18 protein-coding genes are annotated in these 17,637 nt (G+C 45.1%); 5 read left to right on the forward strand and 13 right to left on the reverse strand.

All coding sequences use genetic code 11. From position 1 onward, the window contains the following. Positions 1-984: a biotin-dependent carboxyltransferase family protein gene (locus ACKRAT_RS10715; protein ID WP_411842410.1), complete on the reverse strand. Its 984-nt coding sequence runs from the start codon at positions 982-984 to the stop codon at positions 1-3. Beyond that, positions 984-1,703, reverse strand: coding sequence for a 5-oxoprolinase subunit PxpB (gene pxpB, locus ACKRAT_RS10720; RefSeq protein ID WP_411842411.1), 720 nt, complete (start codon positions 1,701-1,703; stop codon positions 984-986). The genes ACKRAT_RS10715 and pxpB overlap by 1 nt, the downstream gene beginning before the upstream one ends. A 202-nt stretch (positions 1,704-1,905) precedes the next feature. Between pxpB and ACKRAT_RS10725 the strand changes: the two genes are divergently transcribed. Then, the gene (locus ACKRAT_RS10725; protein WP_411842412.1) at positions 1,906-3,174 is read left to right on the forward strand and encodes a Zn-dependent hydrolase; all 1,269 of its coding nucleotides are present in this window, start codon (positions 1,906-1,908) and stop codon (positions 3,172-3,174) included. 82 nt (positions 3,175-3,256) lie between these two features. On the opposite strand, the gene ACKRAT_RS10730 is transcribed toward ACKRAT_RS10725, so the two are convergent. The 4 genes from ACKRAT_RS10730 to ACKRAT_RS10745 all read right to left on the reverse strand — a co-directional run bounded on the left by ACKRAT_RS10730 (position 3,257) and on the right by ACKRAT_RS10745 (position 6,911). Then, entirely contained in the window at positions 3,257-4,036 is a 780-nt protein-coding gene (locus ACKRAT_RS10730) for a sulfite exporter TauE/SafE family protein (protein WP_411842413.1), read from the reverse strand. Continuing rightward, the gene (locus tag ACKRAT_RS10735; RefSeq protein ID WP_411842414.1) at positions 4,036-5,397 is read right to left on the reverse strand and encodes an MBL fold metallo-hydrolase; all 1,362 of its coding nucleotides are present in this window, start codon (positions 5,395-5,397) and stop codon (positions 4,036-4,038) included. Before ACKRAT_RS10735 ends, ACKRAT_RS10730 begins: the two co-directional genes overlap by 1 nt. A gap of 27 nt (positions 5,398-5,424) precedes the next feature. Continuing rightward, the gene (locus tag ACKRAT_RS10740) at positions 5,425-6,513 is read right to left on the reverse strand and encodes a DsrE/DsrF/DrsH-like family protein (protein WP_411842415.1); all 1,089 of its coding nucleotides are present in this window, start codon (positions 6,511-6,513) and stop codon (positions 5,425-5,427) included. A 113-nt stretch (positions 6,514-6,626) separates the two neighbouring features. Next, a complete protein-coding gene (locus tag ACKRAT_RS10745; RefSeq protein WP_411842416.1) occupies positions 6,627-6,911 on the reverse strand; it encodes a metal-sensing transcriptional repressor in 285 nt (94 codons plus the stop codon). A 145-nt stretch (positions 6,912-7,056) separates the two neighbouring features. Between ACKRAT_RS10745 and ACKRAT_RS10750 the strand changes: the two genes are divergently transcribed. Then, the gene (locus tag ACKRAT_RS10750; RefSeq protein ID WP_411842417.1) at positions 7,057-7,677 is read left to right on the forward strand and encodes a class I SAM-dependent methyltransferase; all 621 of its coding nucleotides are present in this window, start codon (positions 7,057-7,059) and stop codon (positions 7,675-7,677) included. Positions 7,678-7,782: 105 nt separating this feature from the next. Here ACKRAT_RS10750 and ACKRAT_RS10755 read toward each other — a convergent pair whose 3' ends face one another. From ACKRAT_RS10755 to ACKRAT_RS10775, 5 genes are all read right to left on the reverse strand, one after another. Next, positions 7,783-9,402 (reverse strand): MutS-related protein, encoded by a 1,620-nt coding sequence (locus ACKRAT_RS10755; protein WP_411842418.1) that lies wholly within the window; start codon positions 9,400-9,402, stop codon positions 7,783-7,785. A 51-nt stretch (positions 9,403-9,453) separates the two neighbouring features. Continuing rightward, entirely contained in the window at positions 9,454-10,131 is a 678-nt protein-coding gene (locus tag ACKRAT_RS10760) for a GOLPH3/VPS74 family protein (protein ID WP_411842419.1), read from the reverse strand. A gap of 323 nt (positions 10,132-10,454) precedes the next feature. After that, positions 10,455-10,841, reverse strand: coding sequence for a type II toxin-antitoxin system death-on-curing family toxin (locus ACKRAT_RS10765; protein WP_411842420.1), 387 nt, complete (start codon positions 10,839-10,841; stop codon positions 10,455-10,457). 14 nt (positions 10,842-10,855) lie between these two features. Then, positions 10,856-11,086 carry a hypothetical protein gene (locus ACKRAT_RS10770; protein ID WP_411842421.1) on the reverse strand — a complete coding sequence of 77 codons (231 nt, stop codon included), beginning with the start codon at positions 11,084-11,086 and terminating at the stop codon, positions 10,856-10,858. A gap of 144 nt (positions 11,087-11,230) precedes the next feature. Then, entirely contained in the window at positions 11,231-11,968 is a 738-nt protein-coding gene (locus ACKRAT_RS10775) for a DUF429 domain-containing protein (RefSeq protein WP_411842422.1), read from the reverse strand. A 176-nt stretch (positions 11,969-12,144) separates the two neighbouring features. Here ACKRAT_RS10775 and ACKRAT_RS10780 point away from each other — a divergent pair, with 176 nt between their 5' ends. From ACKRAT_RS10780 to ACKRAT_RS10790, 3 genes are all read left to right on the forward strand, one after another. Next, complete coding sequence (locus ACKRAT_RS10780) at positions 12,145-13,023, forward strand: alpha/beta fold hydrolase (RefSeq protein WP_411842423.1); 879 nt, start codon at positions 12,145-12,147, stop codon at positions 13,021-13,023. Between the two features lie 87 nt (positions 13,024-13,110). After that, complete coding sequence (locus ACKRAT_RS10785) at positions 13,111-13,980, forward strand: GyrI-like domain-containing protein (RefSeq protein ID WP_411842424.1); 870 nt, start codon at positions 13,111-13,113, stop codon at positions 13,978-13,980. Between the two features lie 199 nt (positions 13,981-14,179). Continuing rightward, complete coding sequence (locus ACKRAT_RS10790) at positions 14,180-15,067, forward strand: RluA family pseudouridine synthase (protein ID WP_411842425.1); 888 nt, start codon at positions 14,180-14,182, stop codon at positions 15,065-15,067. Positions 15,068-15,215: 148 nt separating this feature from the next. On the opposite strand, the gene ACKRAT_RS10795 is transcribed toward ACKRAT_RS10790, so the two are convergent. Continuing rightward, the gene (locus ACKRAT_RS10795; protein WP_411842426.1) at positions 15,216-16,016 is read right to left on the reverse strand and encodes a hypothetical protein; all 801 of its coding nucleotides are present in this window, start codon (positions 16,014-16,016) and stop codon (positions 15,216-15,218) included. Positions 16,017-16,183: 167 nt separating this feature from the next. After that, the gene (locus tag ACKRAT_RS10800; RefSeq protein ID WP_411842427.1) at positions 16,184-17,635 is read right to left on the reverse strand and encodes a glycoside hydrolase family 32 protein; all 1,452 of its coding nucleotides are present in this window, start codon (positions 17,633-17,635) and stop codon (positions 16,184-16,186) included. Positions 17,636-17,637 lie beyond the last annotated feature (2 nt).

Raw genomic sequence — 17,637 nt, forward strand, 5'->3', positions numbered from 1 at the left:
TCACCTCTTCATAATCCTTTCAATTTTCCGTGATAACTGCCTTCTGTGGGAAGCGAAATTGCTGTTCGGTTCAAAATAGCCGCCTGAATCGATCTTTTCCATCTCTTTTTTAAATAATTCCGCTGCTGCTTCCACATCGATTTCTTTGAAATAAATTTCGTCCCCCTGTCGTTTCTGCACAAGTTTGGGAATATCCGCCAGAGCCACGGTCGCAATGCGTGCGTAGCCCCCGGCCGTCTGGCGGTCATTCAGCAGGATGATCGGCTTGCCGTCTTTTGGAATCTGGATGCTGCCGAGCTGGGTCGGCTCGCTCAGCACATCATGCCCGCCTGCCGCTTCGATCACTGCCCCGTCCAGGCGGAATCCCATGCGGTCACAGTCTTTGGTCAGTGCATACCCCGTTCCGTAGAACGGTTCCAGATTTTCTTTGAATCTGTCGAACTGCTGACCCGGAATCACCCGGATGATGTCATCTGTATCAAAATCTTTTATTTTGGTGATGCCGGGCGCGACACTGCCGCCGCCTGTCTTCAGCCTGTCGCCGGCTTTGAGCGTCCTGCCTTCGAATCCGCCGATGCCGCTGCGTGTATGAGTGGAAGCACTGCCGAGAACCGGCTGGACATTGAATCCGCCCGCTGCAGCCAGATATGTCCGGGCGCCTGTGGACGCTGCACCGAAAGACAGCGTTTCCCCTTTTTCAAGCGGCACCACCGTGCCGACTTCGACATCTTCGCCGTCGACCTGCATCGGCATTTGGGCACCGGCGGCCGCAACGATGACATCATCCAGCACTTCAAAGGATGCACCGTGCAGCGTCATCTCCAATACGGCTGCATTCGGGTCATTGCCGAGTATCCGGTTGGCGAGCATATAGGCTCTGTAATCCATTGCCCCGGCAGGAGAGAACCCTTCGGCCTGATGGCCGTACCTGCCCCTGTCCTGAACCGTTGTAAATAATCCGGGGTTTTTCACTTTCAAAGCCATCAGCCCTCACTCCTCATTTCATATTTCACTTCATATTCCCCGGCCGCGGCCTGCTGTGCGATCGCTTCATATTCCGCTTCATCGATCGGACGGTATAAAATGCGGTCGCCCGCCTGATAGAGGATCGGTTCTTCCCGCTTCGCATCAAATAAAGGGACCGGTGTCCGCCCGAGCAGGTTCCAGCCGCCCGGGGATTCGAAAGGATACATGCCCGTCTGCCTGCCGCCGATTCCGACAGACCCTGCTGGGATCCGCACCCTCGGGGTGTCCAGCCGTGCCTTATGCAGTTTTTCATCGAGGCCGCCCAGATAAGGGAAACCGGGCATAAAGCCGAGCATATAAACCAGATATTCCTTGCCGCTGTGCCGCTCGATCACTTCATCGGCAGACAGCCCGTTTTCTTCGAAAGTCTCTATATCCGGTCCGTATTCCCCGCCGTAGCAGACAGGGATTTCCACCGTCCTGTATTCGAACGTACCGTCAAGCAGCGACTCCGTATCGATATCTTTTACCGCCGCTTCAATTTCGCCGGCGTCCGTACCGAAGAGATCATAGTAAATGATCAGACTCGTATAGGAGATGACAATTTCTTCAATGCCCTGAATCTCCCGCGACTCGATTTCATGTTTAAGCGAAACGAGCTGGCGGTTTACAGTCTCATCAATATCCTCACCTATATAGATTGTAAGTGCGTTCTCGGAATATCGTCTGATGTCCATTCCTTCGCCCTCCTCTTCTCCTTTATTTCTCTCCTCGATTATAACCTAAATATTCAAATTTTAAATATTATCAGAAATATTTCTGTCCAAAGTGAAATATCACCACCCTGCACTCCGGTTATGGTTCCTGATTTATCATTTGTTTTTAAATCCGCCGTGTTATATCTTTTAAATATCATATAAATATCAAAGGAGAGAAACAATGACACACACCTTCCTCGAAAAAATGAATGCAGAAACACTGGACGATCAGACGACCAACAGACTGCACAGCCGGATTCTGGAACTCTCCGAGATCGGTCGGACGGAGGACCAGGGTTCAAAGCGCATGGGATATTCAGATAAGGAACTGGCCGCAAAAGAAAAGATAAAAAGCTGGATGGAAGCGATCGGCATGAGCGTCCGCACGGATGGTGCAGGCAACGTATTCGGCAGATACAAAGGGCACGATGACTCCGAAGTATTCATGGCAGGGTCCCATGTGGATTCCGTTCCGAACGGCGGGCATTTTGACGGAGTGACAGGTGTATTGTCCGCTTTGGAGATTGCCGAACTGTGGCACGCGGAGAACTACACACCGGCATATTCGTATGAAGTGGTGATCTTTTCAGATGAAGAGGGCAGCCGTTTCAACAGCGGTCTGACGGGCAGCCGCGCGTTCATGGGGCTGATCGGTGAAGAAGAACTGGATAAGTATCGTGACCCCGATAATAAAACAATCGACGACGTACTCGAGCATATCGGTTCAGACCGGACAGAATTCCTGAAAGCGGAAGGCCCGGATTATAACATAAAGATGTATGGGGAAATCCATATAGAGCAGGCCAGACAATTGAAAGAAAAGGCGCTGCCGGTGGGAATCGTCAGCGGTATTGCCGGGGCGACACGGACGAACATCACATTCAAGGGAGAAGCGGGACATGCCGGTTCGACACCGATGCATCAGCGGAAAGACGCACTGGTACAGGCATCCGAATTCGTCAGAACCCTGCCCGATATCCCGCCGTCGATCAGCCAGACAGCCGTTGCGACTGTAGGCAAACTGAAAGTCATCCCTAACGGCGTAAACGTCATTCCCGGTGAAGTCCAGCTTGTCGTGGATGCGCGTGACATCAATGAAGATCACCAGGCCGAACTCATCCAGGCAGTCCAACAGCATGCGGAGAAAGTAGCCGGACAATCTGAAGTCACAGTCGATATCGATCTGACGACACGCATCACACCGATTCCGATCGGCGAAGACGTCATCGGCAAAATGGAAGAGGCATTCAGAAGAAATAATCAGGTTCCCGTCCATCTGCCAAGCGGCGCGGGACATGATGCCATGAGTGTCGGCACAAAACATCCGATTACGATGCTTTTCGTCAGAAGCATCAAAGGTATCAGCCACAACCCGGAGGAATTCAGCCACATCAGCGATATCAGAGATGCGGTGCTGATACTCAAAGACTTCTTTGAACAGTATGAGTAGTTTAGATTTTGCAAAACAAAAAGAGGGGAGGAAAATTTCTATTTTCCTCCCCTCTTTTGCGTTCATACCGCTTAAATTTTTGTTAAAAGATGATTTCTGTCCATATCTTCAAAGACGTTCCCAATATGAGTACTGCGAGTATCCATTGCAGTATTTTCACATTCATCTTCTGTCCTGCTTTCGCCCCAAGAGGGGAAGCGATCAGACTGGCGATGATCATGATCAGAGCCGGTCCGTACAGCACCTGTTCGGTAGCCACTTTACCAATCGTCGTCCCGATCGAAGATATGAATGTGACCGCCAGGCTGGTTGCAATCGTCACCCGTGTAGGTATCTTCAGCACGACCAGCATAATCGGCACAAGTATAAATGCACCTGCCGCCCCCACTATGCCGGCGGCGAGGCCTGTAATCAGCGAAAGAGCCGAAGCCAGGAAACCGTTGAATTCCAACGTATCCCCCGGGGAGAAATCAATCTCCTTTCTCGGAGTGAACATCATGATGACCGCTATTGTAGCCAGAACCGCATAAATGATATTGATCTGCGCTTCGCTCAGAAATTCAGAGCCATATCCGCCTGCAAGGCTCCCCACCAAGATGGAAACACCCATATAGGAAATGAGTTTCATATTCAAATAACCGCTGTTCCTATATGCCCATACCCCGCCGATGGTTGCGAAGAACACCTGCACTGCACTGATTCCTGCGACTTCATGCGGGGTGAATGAAGCAACACCCAAAATTGCCGGGATGAAAAGCAGCATGGGATATTTGATGATCGAACCGCCTATCCCGACCATACCGGAGATGAACGAACCGATAAAACCAATCAGGAATATGACCGTTATAAAAGTGAAATCCATTACTGCAGCGCTTCTTCGATACCAGCGTATCCTTTTTCAATATTTATAACATTGCCGTACCCTTCCGCTTTCAGCACACTTGAAGCAATTGCTGATCTTACGCCGGACTGGCAATGAATATATATTTCATCGTTTTTGTCGAATGGGATTTCTTTTTGATCCAGATGTCCGAAATGGATATGCTCCGCCTCTTTTAAATGACTTTGTTCATATTCGGAAGTCGTACGGACATCCAGGATGTTTTTCTCTTCATAGCCTTTTGTGAAATCTTCGGGTGAGATGTTTCTGTAGGCGTCATTTGAATATTCATCAACGCTTTCCATAGGAATGATGGTCTGTAAATGATCGAAACCGATCGAAGCAAGGTCTGCCTGAATGGATTCACTGTCCTCCGGATTGGCGACGACTGTCATTGGCTGGCCGTAATCTAAATACCATCCGATAAACTGCAGGAATTTACTGTTATAGGGAATATTTACCGCACCCTTTATAAAGCCTTTCTGGAAATCTTCCTTTTTCCTTAAATCGAATAACTGCCCTGTGATTTCATCAGGAGTTCCTATCTTCACTTCTTTAATATTGAATTCAGGCAACCCTGTTTTGTTCACTTTCTTCATCTGGGCAAAGTAGCTTGGCGGTTCAGGCTGATCACTCGTCAACTCTTTTACGAAATCCGCTTGATTTCCCTGATTGAATGCCCAGTTATTGACTTTCTCATATCCAATCGTCGACAGCGGTACTGCACCGAGTGATTTACCGCATGCACTGCCTGCACCGTGCCCCGGCCACACCTGCATAAAGTCAGGGTATGATTCCAGCTTTTTGATGGATTCATACATATCATTGGCGCCTTTTTCCGTTGTGCCTTCCATATGCGCCGCTTCTTCCAGCAGATCCGGGCGGCCGATGTCGCCGACGAACAGGAAATCGCCCGTGAAGACGCCCATCGGTTCTTTACTGCCGCCGCCTGCGTCTGTCAGAACATAGGAGATACTCTCCGGCGTATGGCCCGGCGTATGCTCCACTTTCAGTTCCACGTTACCGACATTGATGACGTCCCCGTCTTTTAGAAAGACCGTATCTTCCGGAACATTTTCATATTTCCAATCTTCGTCCCCTTCATCAGAGACATAGAGCCCGGCACCGAGTTTTCTGGAGACATCCCGCAGGCCGGAAGCAAAATCCGCATGAATATGTGTTTCCGCAGCCTTTGTAATCTTGAACCCTTCCTTGTCGGCGACTTCGATATAATCATCCAACACCCTTTTTGGATCGATGATTATTGCTTCTTTTGTTTTCTGACACGCAACCATATAGGAAGTCTGTGATAATTTTTCATCATAAAATTGTTTAAAGAACATTGTTCATTACTCCTTCATATCCATCATTTATATAAATAAGTTCAAGTTGCTGTTTTCTGCATCCCCGAGATAAGTGCCGACACCGCCGAATTCTACATTATCGAGTAATTCTTCCTTGTCGACCGCCATGACATCCATGCTCATCGTGCAGGCCACCATCTTGATTCCCAGTTCATCTGCCTTTTTGATCATTTCCGTTACTGATTCGACTTTTTTATTTGCCATCACATATTGAATCATCTTAGACCCCAGACCGAACATGTTCATTTTGGAAATGGGCAGTTTGGAAGCAGATTTCGGCATCATCTTACTGAACATCTTATCGAGGCCATTCTTCTTCCTTTTTGGCGCATTTGGATCTTTGATTATATTCAGCCCCCAGAATGTGAAGAACATTGTTACATCCTTCCCCATGCTTTTTGCGCCAGTTGCAATAACGAAAGAAGCTAGTGCCTTATCCAGGTCACCGCTGAATACGACCATCGTTGCGCCGTTACCCGTTTCAATCATCTGATTGTTCCCGGCCGGATTAACGTTTTGTACAGCATTCTTCTGAAGCACCGCGACGACTTTGCCATCGTGCTGTCTGTTTTCAATTATGCTGTTGCCTGTCTTACGCGCCCATGCCTCGACATCTGTTGCAAAACCGATGTCAGTTACCATAATTTCCATCTGTTGACCGGTTTCCATGGCATCCATCGTTTCCTTTACTTTAAGAATCGGACCGGGACACTGGAGTCCGCTCGCTTCGATTTTGATCCTGTCCGGTTTTATATCATTTTCCGCCTGTCCGGCTGCACTTTTTTCTGCAGTATCATATTTCCCCTCATACGCTGAGTAGCCCTCCTCAAGGTTTACTGCATCAAACCCGTTATCCTTTAATATTTCAACGGCTTTTTCTCCCCGTTTTCCGCGTTGGCAGTAAACATGGATTCTTTTGTCCCGAGGCAATTCGTCAAGACGCGTTTCCAATTCATTTACGGAAATATTCTTAGCAGTATCCACATAACCAAGTTCAAATTCAATCGGTTCCCTGACATCGAGCAGATACTGATCTGATTCAACCATCCCATCAGCATCATTGATTTGATAATTTTCTTTGACATTATTATTCATATTGTTAAACTCTCCTTCTTTTAAATACCCATAGGGGTATAATAGCAAATACTCTTCCTTGAGTCAAATACCCTCCGGGGTATTTTAGGAGTTATTATAAAAAGCAGAATGAATCATCTGCTTTTATTGAGCAGCTCCACTGCCTCTTTGATTATTTCGTCTGTTTCCGCATCCTCATTGTCCATCGCTTCTTTGACACATTCCACGAGGTTTTCACTTACTATGACATTCATCGTACGATTCAGTGCGTTTTTCGCTGCGCTCAACTGCATTACTACATCCCTGCAGCTCTTACCTTCTTCGATCATTTTCAGTGCACCGTTAATCTGGCCCTGCAGACGATTGATCCGATTGACGATTGCTTTATCATAGACTGTCTGTTCATTAAGTTCAGTCATTACTCTCACCTTTTCATTGATTTAATATATTAATTATAAAACTATTTGAAAGATAAATCAAATACCCTGCCGGGTATATAAAGTGAACAATGAACCTATGTAAGTTAGAATGGATTCAGACGCCATATAGACAAGGAGCAAAAAAATGAATCATTGGGATGATAAATTCGATACCGAGGAATATATTTACGGCACCGAACCAAATGAATGGATTGCATCACAGCTAAAGGATGATGGAGAAGGTAAAAAAGCTGCTTTGCTTGCTGAAGGTGAAGGACGCAATGCGGTGTACCTTGCCAAATTGGGATATGAAGTGGCCACTTATGATTTATCCAGAATCGGTGCCCGGAAGACAGAGAAATTGGCAAACTCGCAAAACGTTGAAGTAAACACTAGCTTCCAGGATATTACGGTAAAAAATGCACTGCCGATACAGCAATATGATATCAGCATAATTGTATTCGGCCACGTTCCGCCACAGGGCAAAGAAGAGATGTTTTCCAACCTGATCAATTGCGTAAAAGAAAATGGAGAAATCTATTTTGAATTCTATTCCAAAAGGCAGCAGGAATTTAAAACAGGCGGCCCTGGAAACATTGATATGCTGTTCGACATTGATGAAATCAAGGGATATATAAAAGAACTGCCCGCTGAAATCATCAGTCTGGAAGAAGTCATTCTTGAACGCGATGAAGGTTTTATGCACAAAGGCAAAAGTGCTGTGATTCAGGGACATTTAAAGAAATCTGGCACCCAAAACCAGTAGTATCAGAACAACAGAATAAAATCTGATATTATATTCTGTACAAAACCAGACAAATGCAAAACAAAGGGCTCCATCTTTAGAGATGAAGCCCCTCTTGTTGCCTGTCTAATTACTAATCTTACTTTTCGCTTCTCTGTAGACTTCTCCCGGGAATTCATAGAGGCGCAGCAGTTCAATCGCATTCGAAGTGGAGGCGACCCCTTCGCGGATCTTATACTCGAAATAAATATCATCACCCGTCAGGTGCTCCCTGAAATGATAAAAGGCAAGCTCACCTGCAAGCAGTTCCGTCAATTCCATATCGTGGGTCGCCGCGATCAAATGGACATTCTTTCTGTCGTTCAAATATCTGAGCAGCGTCTCCGCGGCCGCCACCCGTTCAATGGTATTTGTCCCTTTGAACACTTCATCGATGATGCAGTAAATGCTGCCTTCAAAATGTTCAATTTCCTCAATAATCCGTTTCAGAGACTTGATTTCACTGATGAAATAGCTGTCCCCTTCAATCACACTGTCTGTGATGTCCATGGAAGAGATCACTTTTCCGGGCCTGTATTTGAACAGACTGCTGGTTGAAGTGTTCAGTCCATTACTCAATACCACATTGACTCCCAACGCTTTCATAAACGTGGATTTACCGGCGGCGTTTGAGCCTGTCAGTAATATATCCTTATCGAAATTCAGATCATTTTCAACGGGGTCCGTCACCAGAGGATGATACAGGTCTTCAGCTTTTATATATGAATCATATGTCATTTCCGGAGCTGCATAGTAAGGCAGTGTTTCCCGCCACATCGCCACGCTGTAGTTCAGATCCAGTTCAGCGACATAATGCCAGCTCGCTTTATAGAGCCGGTGATTCCGATTCAGCGATTTCAGTATCAGATGGTACAGATGATAATCGACCAGAAACATCAGCTTCATGGCAGAAAATACTTGAGCACCGATGTTCATCTCCCCTGAAGTGTCATCAATGACAAACAGCGGACTGAGAAAAGACAGTCTTTTGAGCCCTCTGCTGTTGTATTTGGCATCCAATTTACCTGCAGTGACAATGATGTTTATGGCGTAGAAGATATCGGTATAATCAAAACCGGTGGCTCCTTTATGCTTTTGTGAAAGGTATGCATTCACTCCCAGCCCGGCCAGTATCGTCATGATCGACAAAAAAGGATCGATGAAAAAAAGCAGCACGCCGATAAACGGTAGAAATGTAAGCAGTAAATATAATGGCTTATATTTCTGTTGCGGCTTAAACGCATACATGAATTTGCTTGTGTTGGAGTTTTTGGATTTCCCCAGCATGGCCAGCCGGAAGGAAAAGTTTTCCCGGAAAGTACGATCATCCTGTATTCTGCCGATTAATGTCTCATCGACAGTTCCGTTTTCCGGTGCGTTTCTAAGTGAGGCGTATAACAGCTCATCACCGATTGTAGTGAATGTGAAATTGATTTTTTCAATCAGCTGACCGAGATCCAGATCACTCCATGTTTCATCATCCACGATGTTCCTGTCATCCGTCTCTTCATTTTCCATAATATTTACAAAGTAGTTATGGTAGTGTACGAAAGGCAGTTTGGCCCCTGAGAATGGGACTTGTCTGTCCCATAATGTTTTAACATGCTTCCTTGTCTTATAGATTTCATGAAGCTTTAAAATCAATGAGAGCAGCATGATCAAAACGATCACGGTTACAAATAGATAAAGCGTTTGAATGGAAATCACCCGTTTTCATATTTTTGTGTCTGTCCGGCTGCACTTGGAAAATAGTGCTGTTTAATTATTTGGAGTATTAATTACAGTCGTCATTATTACTGTGTTACATGCGATAAGGATTGCCGTCTCCATTTCCTCGATGGATTTCTTCACGGCTTCGCTGTAATTGCTGTCCTCTACAATCTTCTCCAGCCGCATGGAAGCTTCTTTCTCTTGATCTTTCCCAAATACTTCGTATACAAGCGTACATGTCTGGATCAGACTCAGCAGCATTGCTGTTTTCGCATCGGGCTTTGCATCATCAAACACGATTTTTTGAACCCTGTCCCGGATTTCCCGTTCCGGTCTGTTGTAGGCCGTTGGATAGGTTGTTTGGTTGAATACCCACAGAACCTTCTTTTCTTCTTCTTTTAAAACGCCTTTATCGACCAGTGTTTTAATGATGTCTTTTTTCAGTTCTCCCATCTTATCCCCAAAATGATTGATCCAGTGCTCGACTTCTTTCGCTTTTTCACACCCTTTGATTTCATTTAAAGCTGAATCAAGAAAAGACACATCCGTGGAATCACTATTAACAACTGTAATTTTGTCGTCCTTCAATCCAATCCGTTCCATCATTGTCAGCTCTGACAATATTGCACCAGCCAACCCGTACTCCAATGAACCTGCTGTAGGTACCACCGTCCCTTTATCATCGTCCATAGCCAACAGTAATAATTCTTCCGCAATCGTAAACATTATTGCCCACCCCCTTCTCAAATTTTAAAGCGATTGTATAGTATCTATCATTTTACATTAAATTGGCTTTGCATTCATTTTATTCCCCGTCAGATATTACCGGCACCAATATAAACCCATCGTCAATCTTACCGGACACCCTGACATTACTGAAGGATGTGCATCTGTTTCAACGGCTTCAAGTCCCCCTTAATTCTTAGTAATATTTTCGTTTGATTCAAATTTTTTTAAAATGATTTTTTGCTTTCTCTCATAATTAAGATAATGAAATAACTCCCATTAATAAAGGCCCTATCTTTTTTGAGATAGGACCTGTATCAAAATCAATCATTTCTACTTATGGAAAACTTCTCAATCCATTCTGAGATTTCAGCAATAGAAGGTTTCTCTGTTACAATATGAACTGTAAAATACTCAGCTTCTTCTTCTGAAGCGGTAAAACGAAAACCATTTAGCCACAGAAATTGTTTCATTGAAGCAAAACCAGTTCTTTTATTACCATTATGAAAAGGATGGTTTTGCGTCAAACTCTCAAATAATGCAGCAGCTTTCAGCCATATAGTTTTATAAGCATCTTGACCAAATACTGATTGTTGTGGTCTCCCAAGAGCACTTTGCAGTAGGTTTCTATCCTTTACTCCCTTGAGTTCTTGTGGTGAATATGTTTCAATCAACAATTGGTTAAGGAATACTACCTCTTTTTCTGTCAAGTAGCGAACCATCATTATTTGTTAACTAAATTCTTTAAAGTAGTATCATAGTTCTCAAATAAATCTTCTACACCTTCATAAAAATCTTTATCGAATTCTTTAGCACCATTATATTTTGTCTGCGCACGCGTGGTTTCCCCATCTTTTCCAGTTTTTCCAGGATGATGCCAGACACCAGGATTAGGTGGAGTTTTTAAATTGTGACCCCTTCTTTGTGCCTCTGATCTAATTGTTTTAACCATCATCTGCACCTCCTTAAATATATCACGAATATAATTGTAAAATTACCTTTATCTATATTATCATTATAACTTCAAATTCAGGAAAAGTCATTTTTAATTATCTGTATTCAATACACTCATACTTTATGGCTACTTACATAATTAATATTATTGCACCGGTACCAGTATGAATCCATCTTCAACCGTACCAAACATCCTGCCCTCTGCCAGCCCTTTGGAAATACTGTACATGCCGTAGGCACAAAGGAATGCATCGATTTTATCTTCGACATGCTTGTGCATCTTACGGGTGAGAATAAAGGAATCCATTTCCAGTTTTGAAGTCAGGCCGCTGATATGCCCTTCCGATGTTTCAATTTCCCGTAACCGCCCGAGCAGCACGTCCATCTGCCTGCATGTCTTTTCAAAAGCGACTTTCGGTTTCCTTTTATATTTGATTGGATAGATTTCAGGGAAAAGCCCGCAGCAGATGCCTGTCGGAAATGTTTCCACAATATTCGATTCTGAATTATCGAAGCCAATTCGGATATCCGGAAATTCCGACCGTATCAGCTGCATCAGTGTCTCTCCGCGGATGTCTCCAAAGATTCTGGTAAAATAATTTCTGTTCGAATTGAACGCAGAAAGCCGGTGCCCGTGGATTCTGGAACGCATCAATTCCCCTTCCGCTCCCCTTGAGCCGTCCTCATTGTTTACAATCAACGGCGCATCAATTGCGATGCACATTTTTTCTTCACTGTAATGTTCAATGATTTTCAGTATCTCTTCATTGGAGTAAACCCGGGCGTCCAGGTGCTCCACTGCCCCGCTTTCACTGATGACACAAATTCCCGTCTCATTCTTATAGGTCCACGCCAGATCGATTCCGATAAATACCAAAGTCATCCCGCTCCTTATGTAAAATTTTAAATCCACATTTTAAAATGTACTTTGTATAGTCTTTAGTTCAGTGTACCCTTTATCATCATCGTATTTGAAATTACAGTGAATGCGCCTTTGGTCGATTAGGGTCATTTCATTAAGGGAATATTTAACCGATAAGGAATATAAGGAGGAGACCTATGGATAGAATCATAGATGTTTACAGGTTCAACCATCATTCTATTGAATACTCGGTTACAGGAGATGGACAAAATCCTGTGTTATTCCTTCATGGCGGCCACTCCAACTGTCATGAAGTATTTGGCGTAGAAGCTCTGGTTAACCAGGGGCTTACTGTCATCATCCCCTCGCGGCCCGGCTATGGACACACTTCCAAGGAAATCGGCGATTCTTTAGCCAAGGCGTGTGAATACTACATTGAATTGTTGAATCATCTATCGATTGGGAAAGTCCATCTCATCACCATCTCAGCGGGAGGCCCCTCCGGCATCCATCTGGCATCAAAATATCCGGACAGAGTTAGAACATTGACGCTTCAGAGTGCCGTCACAAAAGAGTGGCTGACATCCGAGAATCATTTATATAAAATATCACACATCATATTCCGGCCCCCTTTTGAAAAGATGACATGGAAACTTTTATCCACCTTCAACACTCTTTTCCCAAAGTTTACATTCAGAGGAATGCTGTCGTCCTTCAGTACACTTCCGTATAAAGATATTTTAAATAGAATATCCGATACTGATATCGAGGACATCCGGAAAATGAACAACAGGCAATCTTCAGGCAGCGGATTTTTAATCGATTTACTCCAATCCAATCAGATAACAAGCCAGTATCTGCAGGATATTATGTCTCCGACTTTAATTATCCATAGCAAATATGACGCTTCAGTTCCAACGGATCATGCATTTTACGCTCAAAGAAACATACCTAACAGTTCCCTTATTTCATCTGAATCATGGGGTCATATAATCTGGCTGGGACAGCATGCAGAAGAGATGAATGCTAAAACCACTGATTTTCTGAAAAAACATCGGAATACTGAGATGGAATAAAAATCAACCGACAAAAGTCAGCCAGAAAATATCGAGTCTTCTCTCTTATCACTCTATATCATAATGATTGAAAGGACGGAGGAAATGATGCTTAAAACGTTGAATGATGTAATCAACTTCATAGAGGACAATCTTTCAAACGATATTAAAGTGAATGACGTCGCCCGCTATATCGGGGAATCGGATTATCACTTCAGAAAAATATTCCAGTATATCACCGGGATTCCGCTCAGTGAGTATATCAAGAAAAGAAAGTTATCCCGGGCAAATCATGATCTGGTAAATGGGCACAGCGTGACGGATACGGCGTTCAAATACGGCTACCAATCCGTTGATGGATTCACCCGGGCATTCAAGTCATGGAGCGGGTATCTGCCTTCTGAAGTGAATAAAACGAAAACCATCATTTCATTTCCGAAACTTTCATTCTATATCGATGTCAGAGGAGGAGAAAATATGGAAGTACAGATTAAAGAGATGCCGGCATTCACCATCGCCGGGGTCAAAAAAAGAGTGCCGATGCAGTTTGAAGGGGTCAATCAGGCAATTGTTGAACTGGCACAGAGTATTACAGAGGAACAGAGAGCGGAAATGCACAAGCTGCAGAATATTGATCCGAAGCAGGTAATCAATGCTTCATATGATGCGGATGAGAAGTTTTTAAAAGAAGAAGGCGATTTAACGCATGTGATCGGTGTGATAACCACTGAGGAAGACATCAGTACGAATCTCGATACTGTCAGTGTCGATGCGCATACATGGGCGGTATTCCCGAGCGAAGGCGAATTCCCTTCCACACTCCAGAATACGATGGCACGCACCCATTCGGAGTGGCTGCCCTCATCCAACTATGAACTTGTGGACGCGCCCTCTTTTTCATTTGCAATCATGGATTCTGAAAAAGAAAATTATGCCTACAGCGAAGTATGGATTGCAGTAAAAGCGCACCACCGCTGATAGAACCCGTTCATACAATAAGCCCAAGCCCGTTTTTAACGGGCTTGGGCTTCATGCTGTCATGAAAATTTCACCCATTCTTCATTACCCGGCCGATTCTAACGAATCTCATTATGCATTTTCTGTTATTATAGAAGTATTAGATTCATAATATCATCTCCCGGGTGAAGACCGGGAGATAGCGTAAAGGAAGTTTATAATGCAAAAAAGAGCGAAATCAAGTGAACTGGATGCCGAATGGATTGTCCAAGAACCAACGGAACTGCTGAAGTTCTTATTTGAAATGATGCCGTCGCGCAGCCGCAAAACGGTGAAAGGCATTCTGGGCCGTGGACAAGTCGTTGTAAACGGCGAAGCAACGACGCAATTCAATGACAAACTCCAGCCTGGGGACCGTGTACAAATTCATTCGCGTGTCGCAGACTATGCCATGAAATTTACAGGCGTTGAGATTTTGCACGAAGACGATGATATCATCGTCATTGAAAAAGAAGCGGGACTGTTGTCCATCGCCTCGGAAAAAGAGAAACACTTGACGGCCTATCGCCAGCTATCGGATTATGTCCAGAGCGTCAATGCCGACAACCGCGTGTTTATCGTACACCGGTTGGACCGCGACACTTCCGGTATTATGGTGTTTGCAAAAAGTAAAGCAGTACAGCAGCGCCTGCAAAAAGCCTGGGAGGACGTTGTTTCGGAGCGCACATATATCGCACTCGTTGAAGGCACTGTAAAAAAAGGCGGCACAATTACTTCCTGGCTGACGGAAGATAAAACGTTCACCATGCGCTCGAGCAAGAAACCAAACAATGGACAAAAAGCTGTGACCCATTATAAAGTCTTAAAATCCAATCGCAGCTTCTCTTTACTGCAGGTGAATTTAGAAACGGGACGCAAAAATCAAATCCGTGTCCATCTGCAGGATCTTGGCCACTCTGTCATCGGGGATAAAAAGTATGGCTCACGCAATAATGCGATTGGCCGACTTGGATTGCATGCACATGTCCTTGCGTTCACGCATCCAAAAACCGGTAAGCACTTACGATTTGAATCGAAAATCCCGACATCATTTACGCGCAAGCTTTGATTAACCGCTGCCGTGACAGTCGGTTCTGCAATCAGAACAGTAAGTGAGGCGCGGGTACCTGCAATGGACTCCCGCCGATAAAATAATACCGCGGACCAAAAAAGGCAAAGCCCGTCAAGATGAGGGCTTTGCCTTTTATATTTTGATGCTAATCTCTTTTTGTAATTGTTACAGTGGGAGTGTTCTGCAGTTCGACAATATCTCCCGCTTCAAACGATGCGGTGAATGAACGCATACCGCCATATTCAGGGGCGCCCAGGGAATAGCGGGCTTTGATCGTATCCGGAATATTATACACTTCCATAGAACCGTAAGATTCCATCTCTTCCACACTGATATCATAGACGCCTGCCGGGAAGTCTTTACCGGCAACCCATACCCCGTGGAACAGTTCTGTTACTTCCTCCGCTTCGTATGGTGTGAAATCCACACCTTCTAGTCCATTTATCTCAATGGAGTGGCCTTCGTCCAGAAAGGCGAGCGCTCTGCCTGAACCGTAATCTTCCGCTTCTTCTTTACCGTTGAGGGTGGTGCTTAGAACCGACCGTTCTTCTTCATTGGATATGAAGATATTTCCTATTCCCTTATCGGCTGTAATTACGTATCTGCCTGCAGGTATGTCCGATCCGACTTTATGGGTGCCTTCGTCCAAAGTCGTCTCTTCCCCTTTTCCCATCAGATGGCTGTAATCCACCGGCTGGGTTTCATTTTCAGCATCACTTTCCGAAGTGCCTGTTTCCCCTGTCTGCCCTTCCCCGCCAGCCGGCTCGGTCCCGGCAGTTTCATTTTGATTTTCTTCCGGATTCTTTTCTTCGGCAGTCTCTTCCCCCGACATAAAACCATTGATTTCATTCGCAAGCGTATCCAACGGATTGCTGCAGGCACCGAGGAAAAGTGTGCTTGCCATAAGTACTGATGCCAGTTTCAGAGATTTGTTATTATTTTTCATATGGAGTCCCCATTCACATTTTCGTAACATTTTATCTTAAGTATAGATGTGCCGGAACACCCGGTCAAATCGTCATCAATTTTACCGGAGCCCGTTTCGGATGTTTATTGTAACGCTCCAATATAAAAATATCCCGGAGGCTAACCCCCGGGATATTCAATGCCAGTTTAAAATGTAATGCTGCCCCCGCCGTTCAACGGCCAGTGGTGTATATCAAGCGTCATCTTTTTCTCTGCCTGCAATGCGATAGTATTATCCTCTGGGTCCGGGAAATACCTGCACGTAAACACTTCTTCTCCGCCATTGATGAAAATCTCCATTGATGAATGATCCAGGAAGATCTGCAGACCGGTTAACTGATCCAGTGCAAACGCACGCTGCTCCCGTTCCGTTCCCGAGAATTGATACCTTTCAACGACGAACCGGTTATCTTTATAGGAAATGCGGATATCATTTCTGATTTCCAGTTCGACTTTGCCGGCTGCTGTATTTTTGAAATCTATGAGTATTTCGGAGCAGGCGTTTATTTCTTCAGAAAACGCATCCCCCGCTTCCAAAACCACTTCATATTCGGCAGACCGGCCGCGCAATTTCTGCAGTTCCGGAACAGCTGTCTGAATTAATTTTCCATCTTTGATCTCCAGTACCCTTGGAATCGTCAAAGCGTGGATCCAGTTGCTGTCGATCGTCGGCTGATTTTGTTCCGCATCGTCCGTAATTCCCATCCAGCCGATCAGCAGCCTTCTGCCTTTTTCATCCAGCATGGTCTGCGGCGCATAGAAATCGAACCCTCTGTCGAACTCTTCGAACGAACCGTGCGTATATTCAGCCTCTGTCGGATCGAAATCACCGAGGAAGTAACCCGCCTGATACAGGTTCTGATAATCGTCGCCTTGTGCTTTGAGCCCCTGCGGACAGACGATCAAAACGTCTGTGCCGTCCAGTTGAAACAGATCCGGGCACTCCCACATATAGCCGAAGTCACCGAGACTGTTCATTCCACTTCCGGCAATCGGACCGATGAATTCCCAGTCCATGAGGTTAGGTGACCGCGCCAATACCGCTTCGCCCTGCTCCTGATCATTCTGGGCGCCGAGCACCATCAGCCAGTGATCTTCTTCCTTCCACACTTTCGGATCCCTGAAATGGGGTGTGTAGCCCTCAGGCAGATGAAGCACCGGGCCTTTCTTTTCAAAATTCATGCCATCTTCGGATATGGCCAGACTTTGATAGGATGACCTTACATCATTTTCATCCTTCACATTACCCGTGTAGAATAAATACATTGTTCCTTCGTGTTCTATGGCACTGCCGGAATAACAGCCGTTTTTGTCATACCAGCTGTCCGGCATAAGTGCCACAGGTTCCAGCGTCCAGTGTATAAGATCTTCGGAAGTGTAATGCCCCCAAAACTTTCTGCCGTGTTTTGTTTCAAAAGGATTCCACTGGAAGAACACATGGAATACGCCCTGGAACTGTATCAATCCGTTCGGATCATTCAGCAAACCGACCGGCGGCATTAAATGGTACCCGAGACGGTATGGATCCGTTTCTATAAAAGATCTGTTTTCATCTATCTGCTCATTTATGCGTTCCTGGAAATCCATATTATGAAGCATTC

It is taken from the genome of Salinicoccus sp. HZC-1 (assembly GCF_046736035.1).
Lineage (GTDB): Bacteria > Bacillota > Bacilli > Staphylococcales > Salinicoccaceae > Salinicoccus.

What these genes read in the sequence shown, in the direction of transcription:
- ACKRAT_RS10795 (WP_411842426.1), bottom strand. Translation starts at nt 16,016, where the DNA reads ATGAAAAATAATAACAAATCTCTGAAACTGGCATCAGTACTTATGGCA.
- ACKRAT_RS10775 (WP_411842422.1), bottom strand. Translation starts at nt 11,968, where the DNA reads ATGACTTTGGTATTTATCGGAATCGATCTGGCGTGGACCTATAAGAAT.
- ACKRAT_RS10760 (WP_411842419.1), bottom strand. Translation starts at nt 10,131, where the DNA reads ATGTTTACGATTGCGGAAGAATTATTACTGTTGGCTATGGACGATGAT.
- ACKRAT_RS10785 (WP_411842424.1), top strand. Translation starts at nt 13,111, where the DNA reads ATGCTTAAAACGTTGAATGATGTAATCAACTTCATAGAGGACAATCTT.
- pxpB (WP_411842411.1), bottom strand. Translation starts at nt 1,703, where the DNA reads ATGGACATCAGACGATATTCCGAGAACGCACTTACAATCTATATAGGT.
- ACKRAT_RS10750 (WP_411842417.1), top strand. Translation starts at nt 7,057, where the DNA reads ATGAATCATTGGGATGATAAATTCGATACCGAGGAATATATTTACGGC.
- ACKRAT_RS10725 (WP_411842412.1), top strand. Translation starts at nt 1,906, where the DNA reads ATGACACACACCTTCCTCGAAAAAATGAATGCAGAAACACTGGACGAT.
- ACKRAT_RS10770 (WP_411842421.1), bottom strand. Translation starts at nt 11,086, where the DNA reads ATGATGGTTAAAACAATTAGATCAGAGGCACAAAGAAGGGGTCACAAT.
- ACKRAT_RS10735 (WP_411842414.1), bottom strand. Translation starts at nt 5,397, where the DNA reads ATGTTCTTTAAACAATTTTATGATGAAAAATTATCACAGACTTCCTAT.
- ACKRAT_RS10715 (WP_411842410.1), bottom strand. Translation starts at nt 984, where the DNA reads ATGGCTTTGAAAGTGAAAAACCCCGGATTATTTACAACGGTTCAGGAC.
- ACKRAT_RS10730 (WP_411842413.1), bottom strand. Translation starts at nt 4,036, where the DNA reads ATGGATTTCACTTTTATAACGGTCATATTCCTGATTGGTTTTATCGGT.
- ACKRAT_RS10740 (WP_411842415.1), bottom strand. Translation starts at nt 6,513, where the DNA reads ATGAATAATAATGTCAAAGAAAATTATCAAATCAATGATGCTGATGGG.
- ACKRAT_RS10780 (WP_411842423.1), top strand. Translation starts at nt 12,145, where the DNA reads ATGGATAGAATCATAGATGTTTACAGGTTCAACCATCATTCTATTGAA.
- ACKRAT_RS10790 (WP_411842425.1), top strand. Translation starts at nt 14,180, where the DNA reads ATGCAAAAAAGAGCGAAATCAAGTGAACTGGATGCCGAATGGATTGTC.
- ACKRAT_RS10800 (WP_411842427.1), bottom strand. Translation starts at nt 17,635, where the DNA reads ATGCTTCATAATATGGATTTCCAGGAACGCATAAATGAGCAGATAGAT.
- ACKRAT_RS10745 (WP_411842416.1), bottom strand. Translation starts at nt 6,911, where the DNA reads ATGACTGAACTTAATGAACAGACAGTCTATGATAAAGCAATCGTCAAT.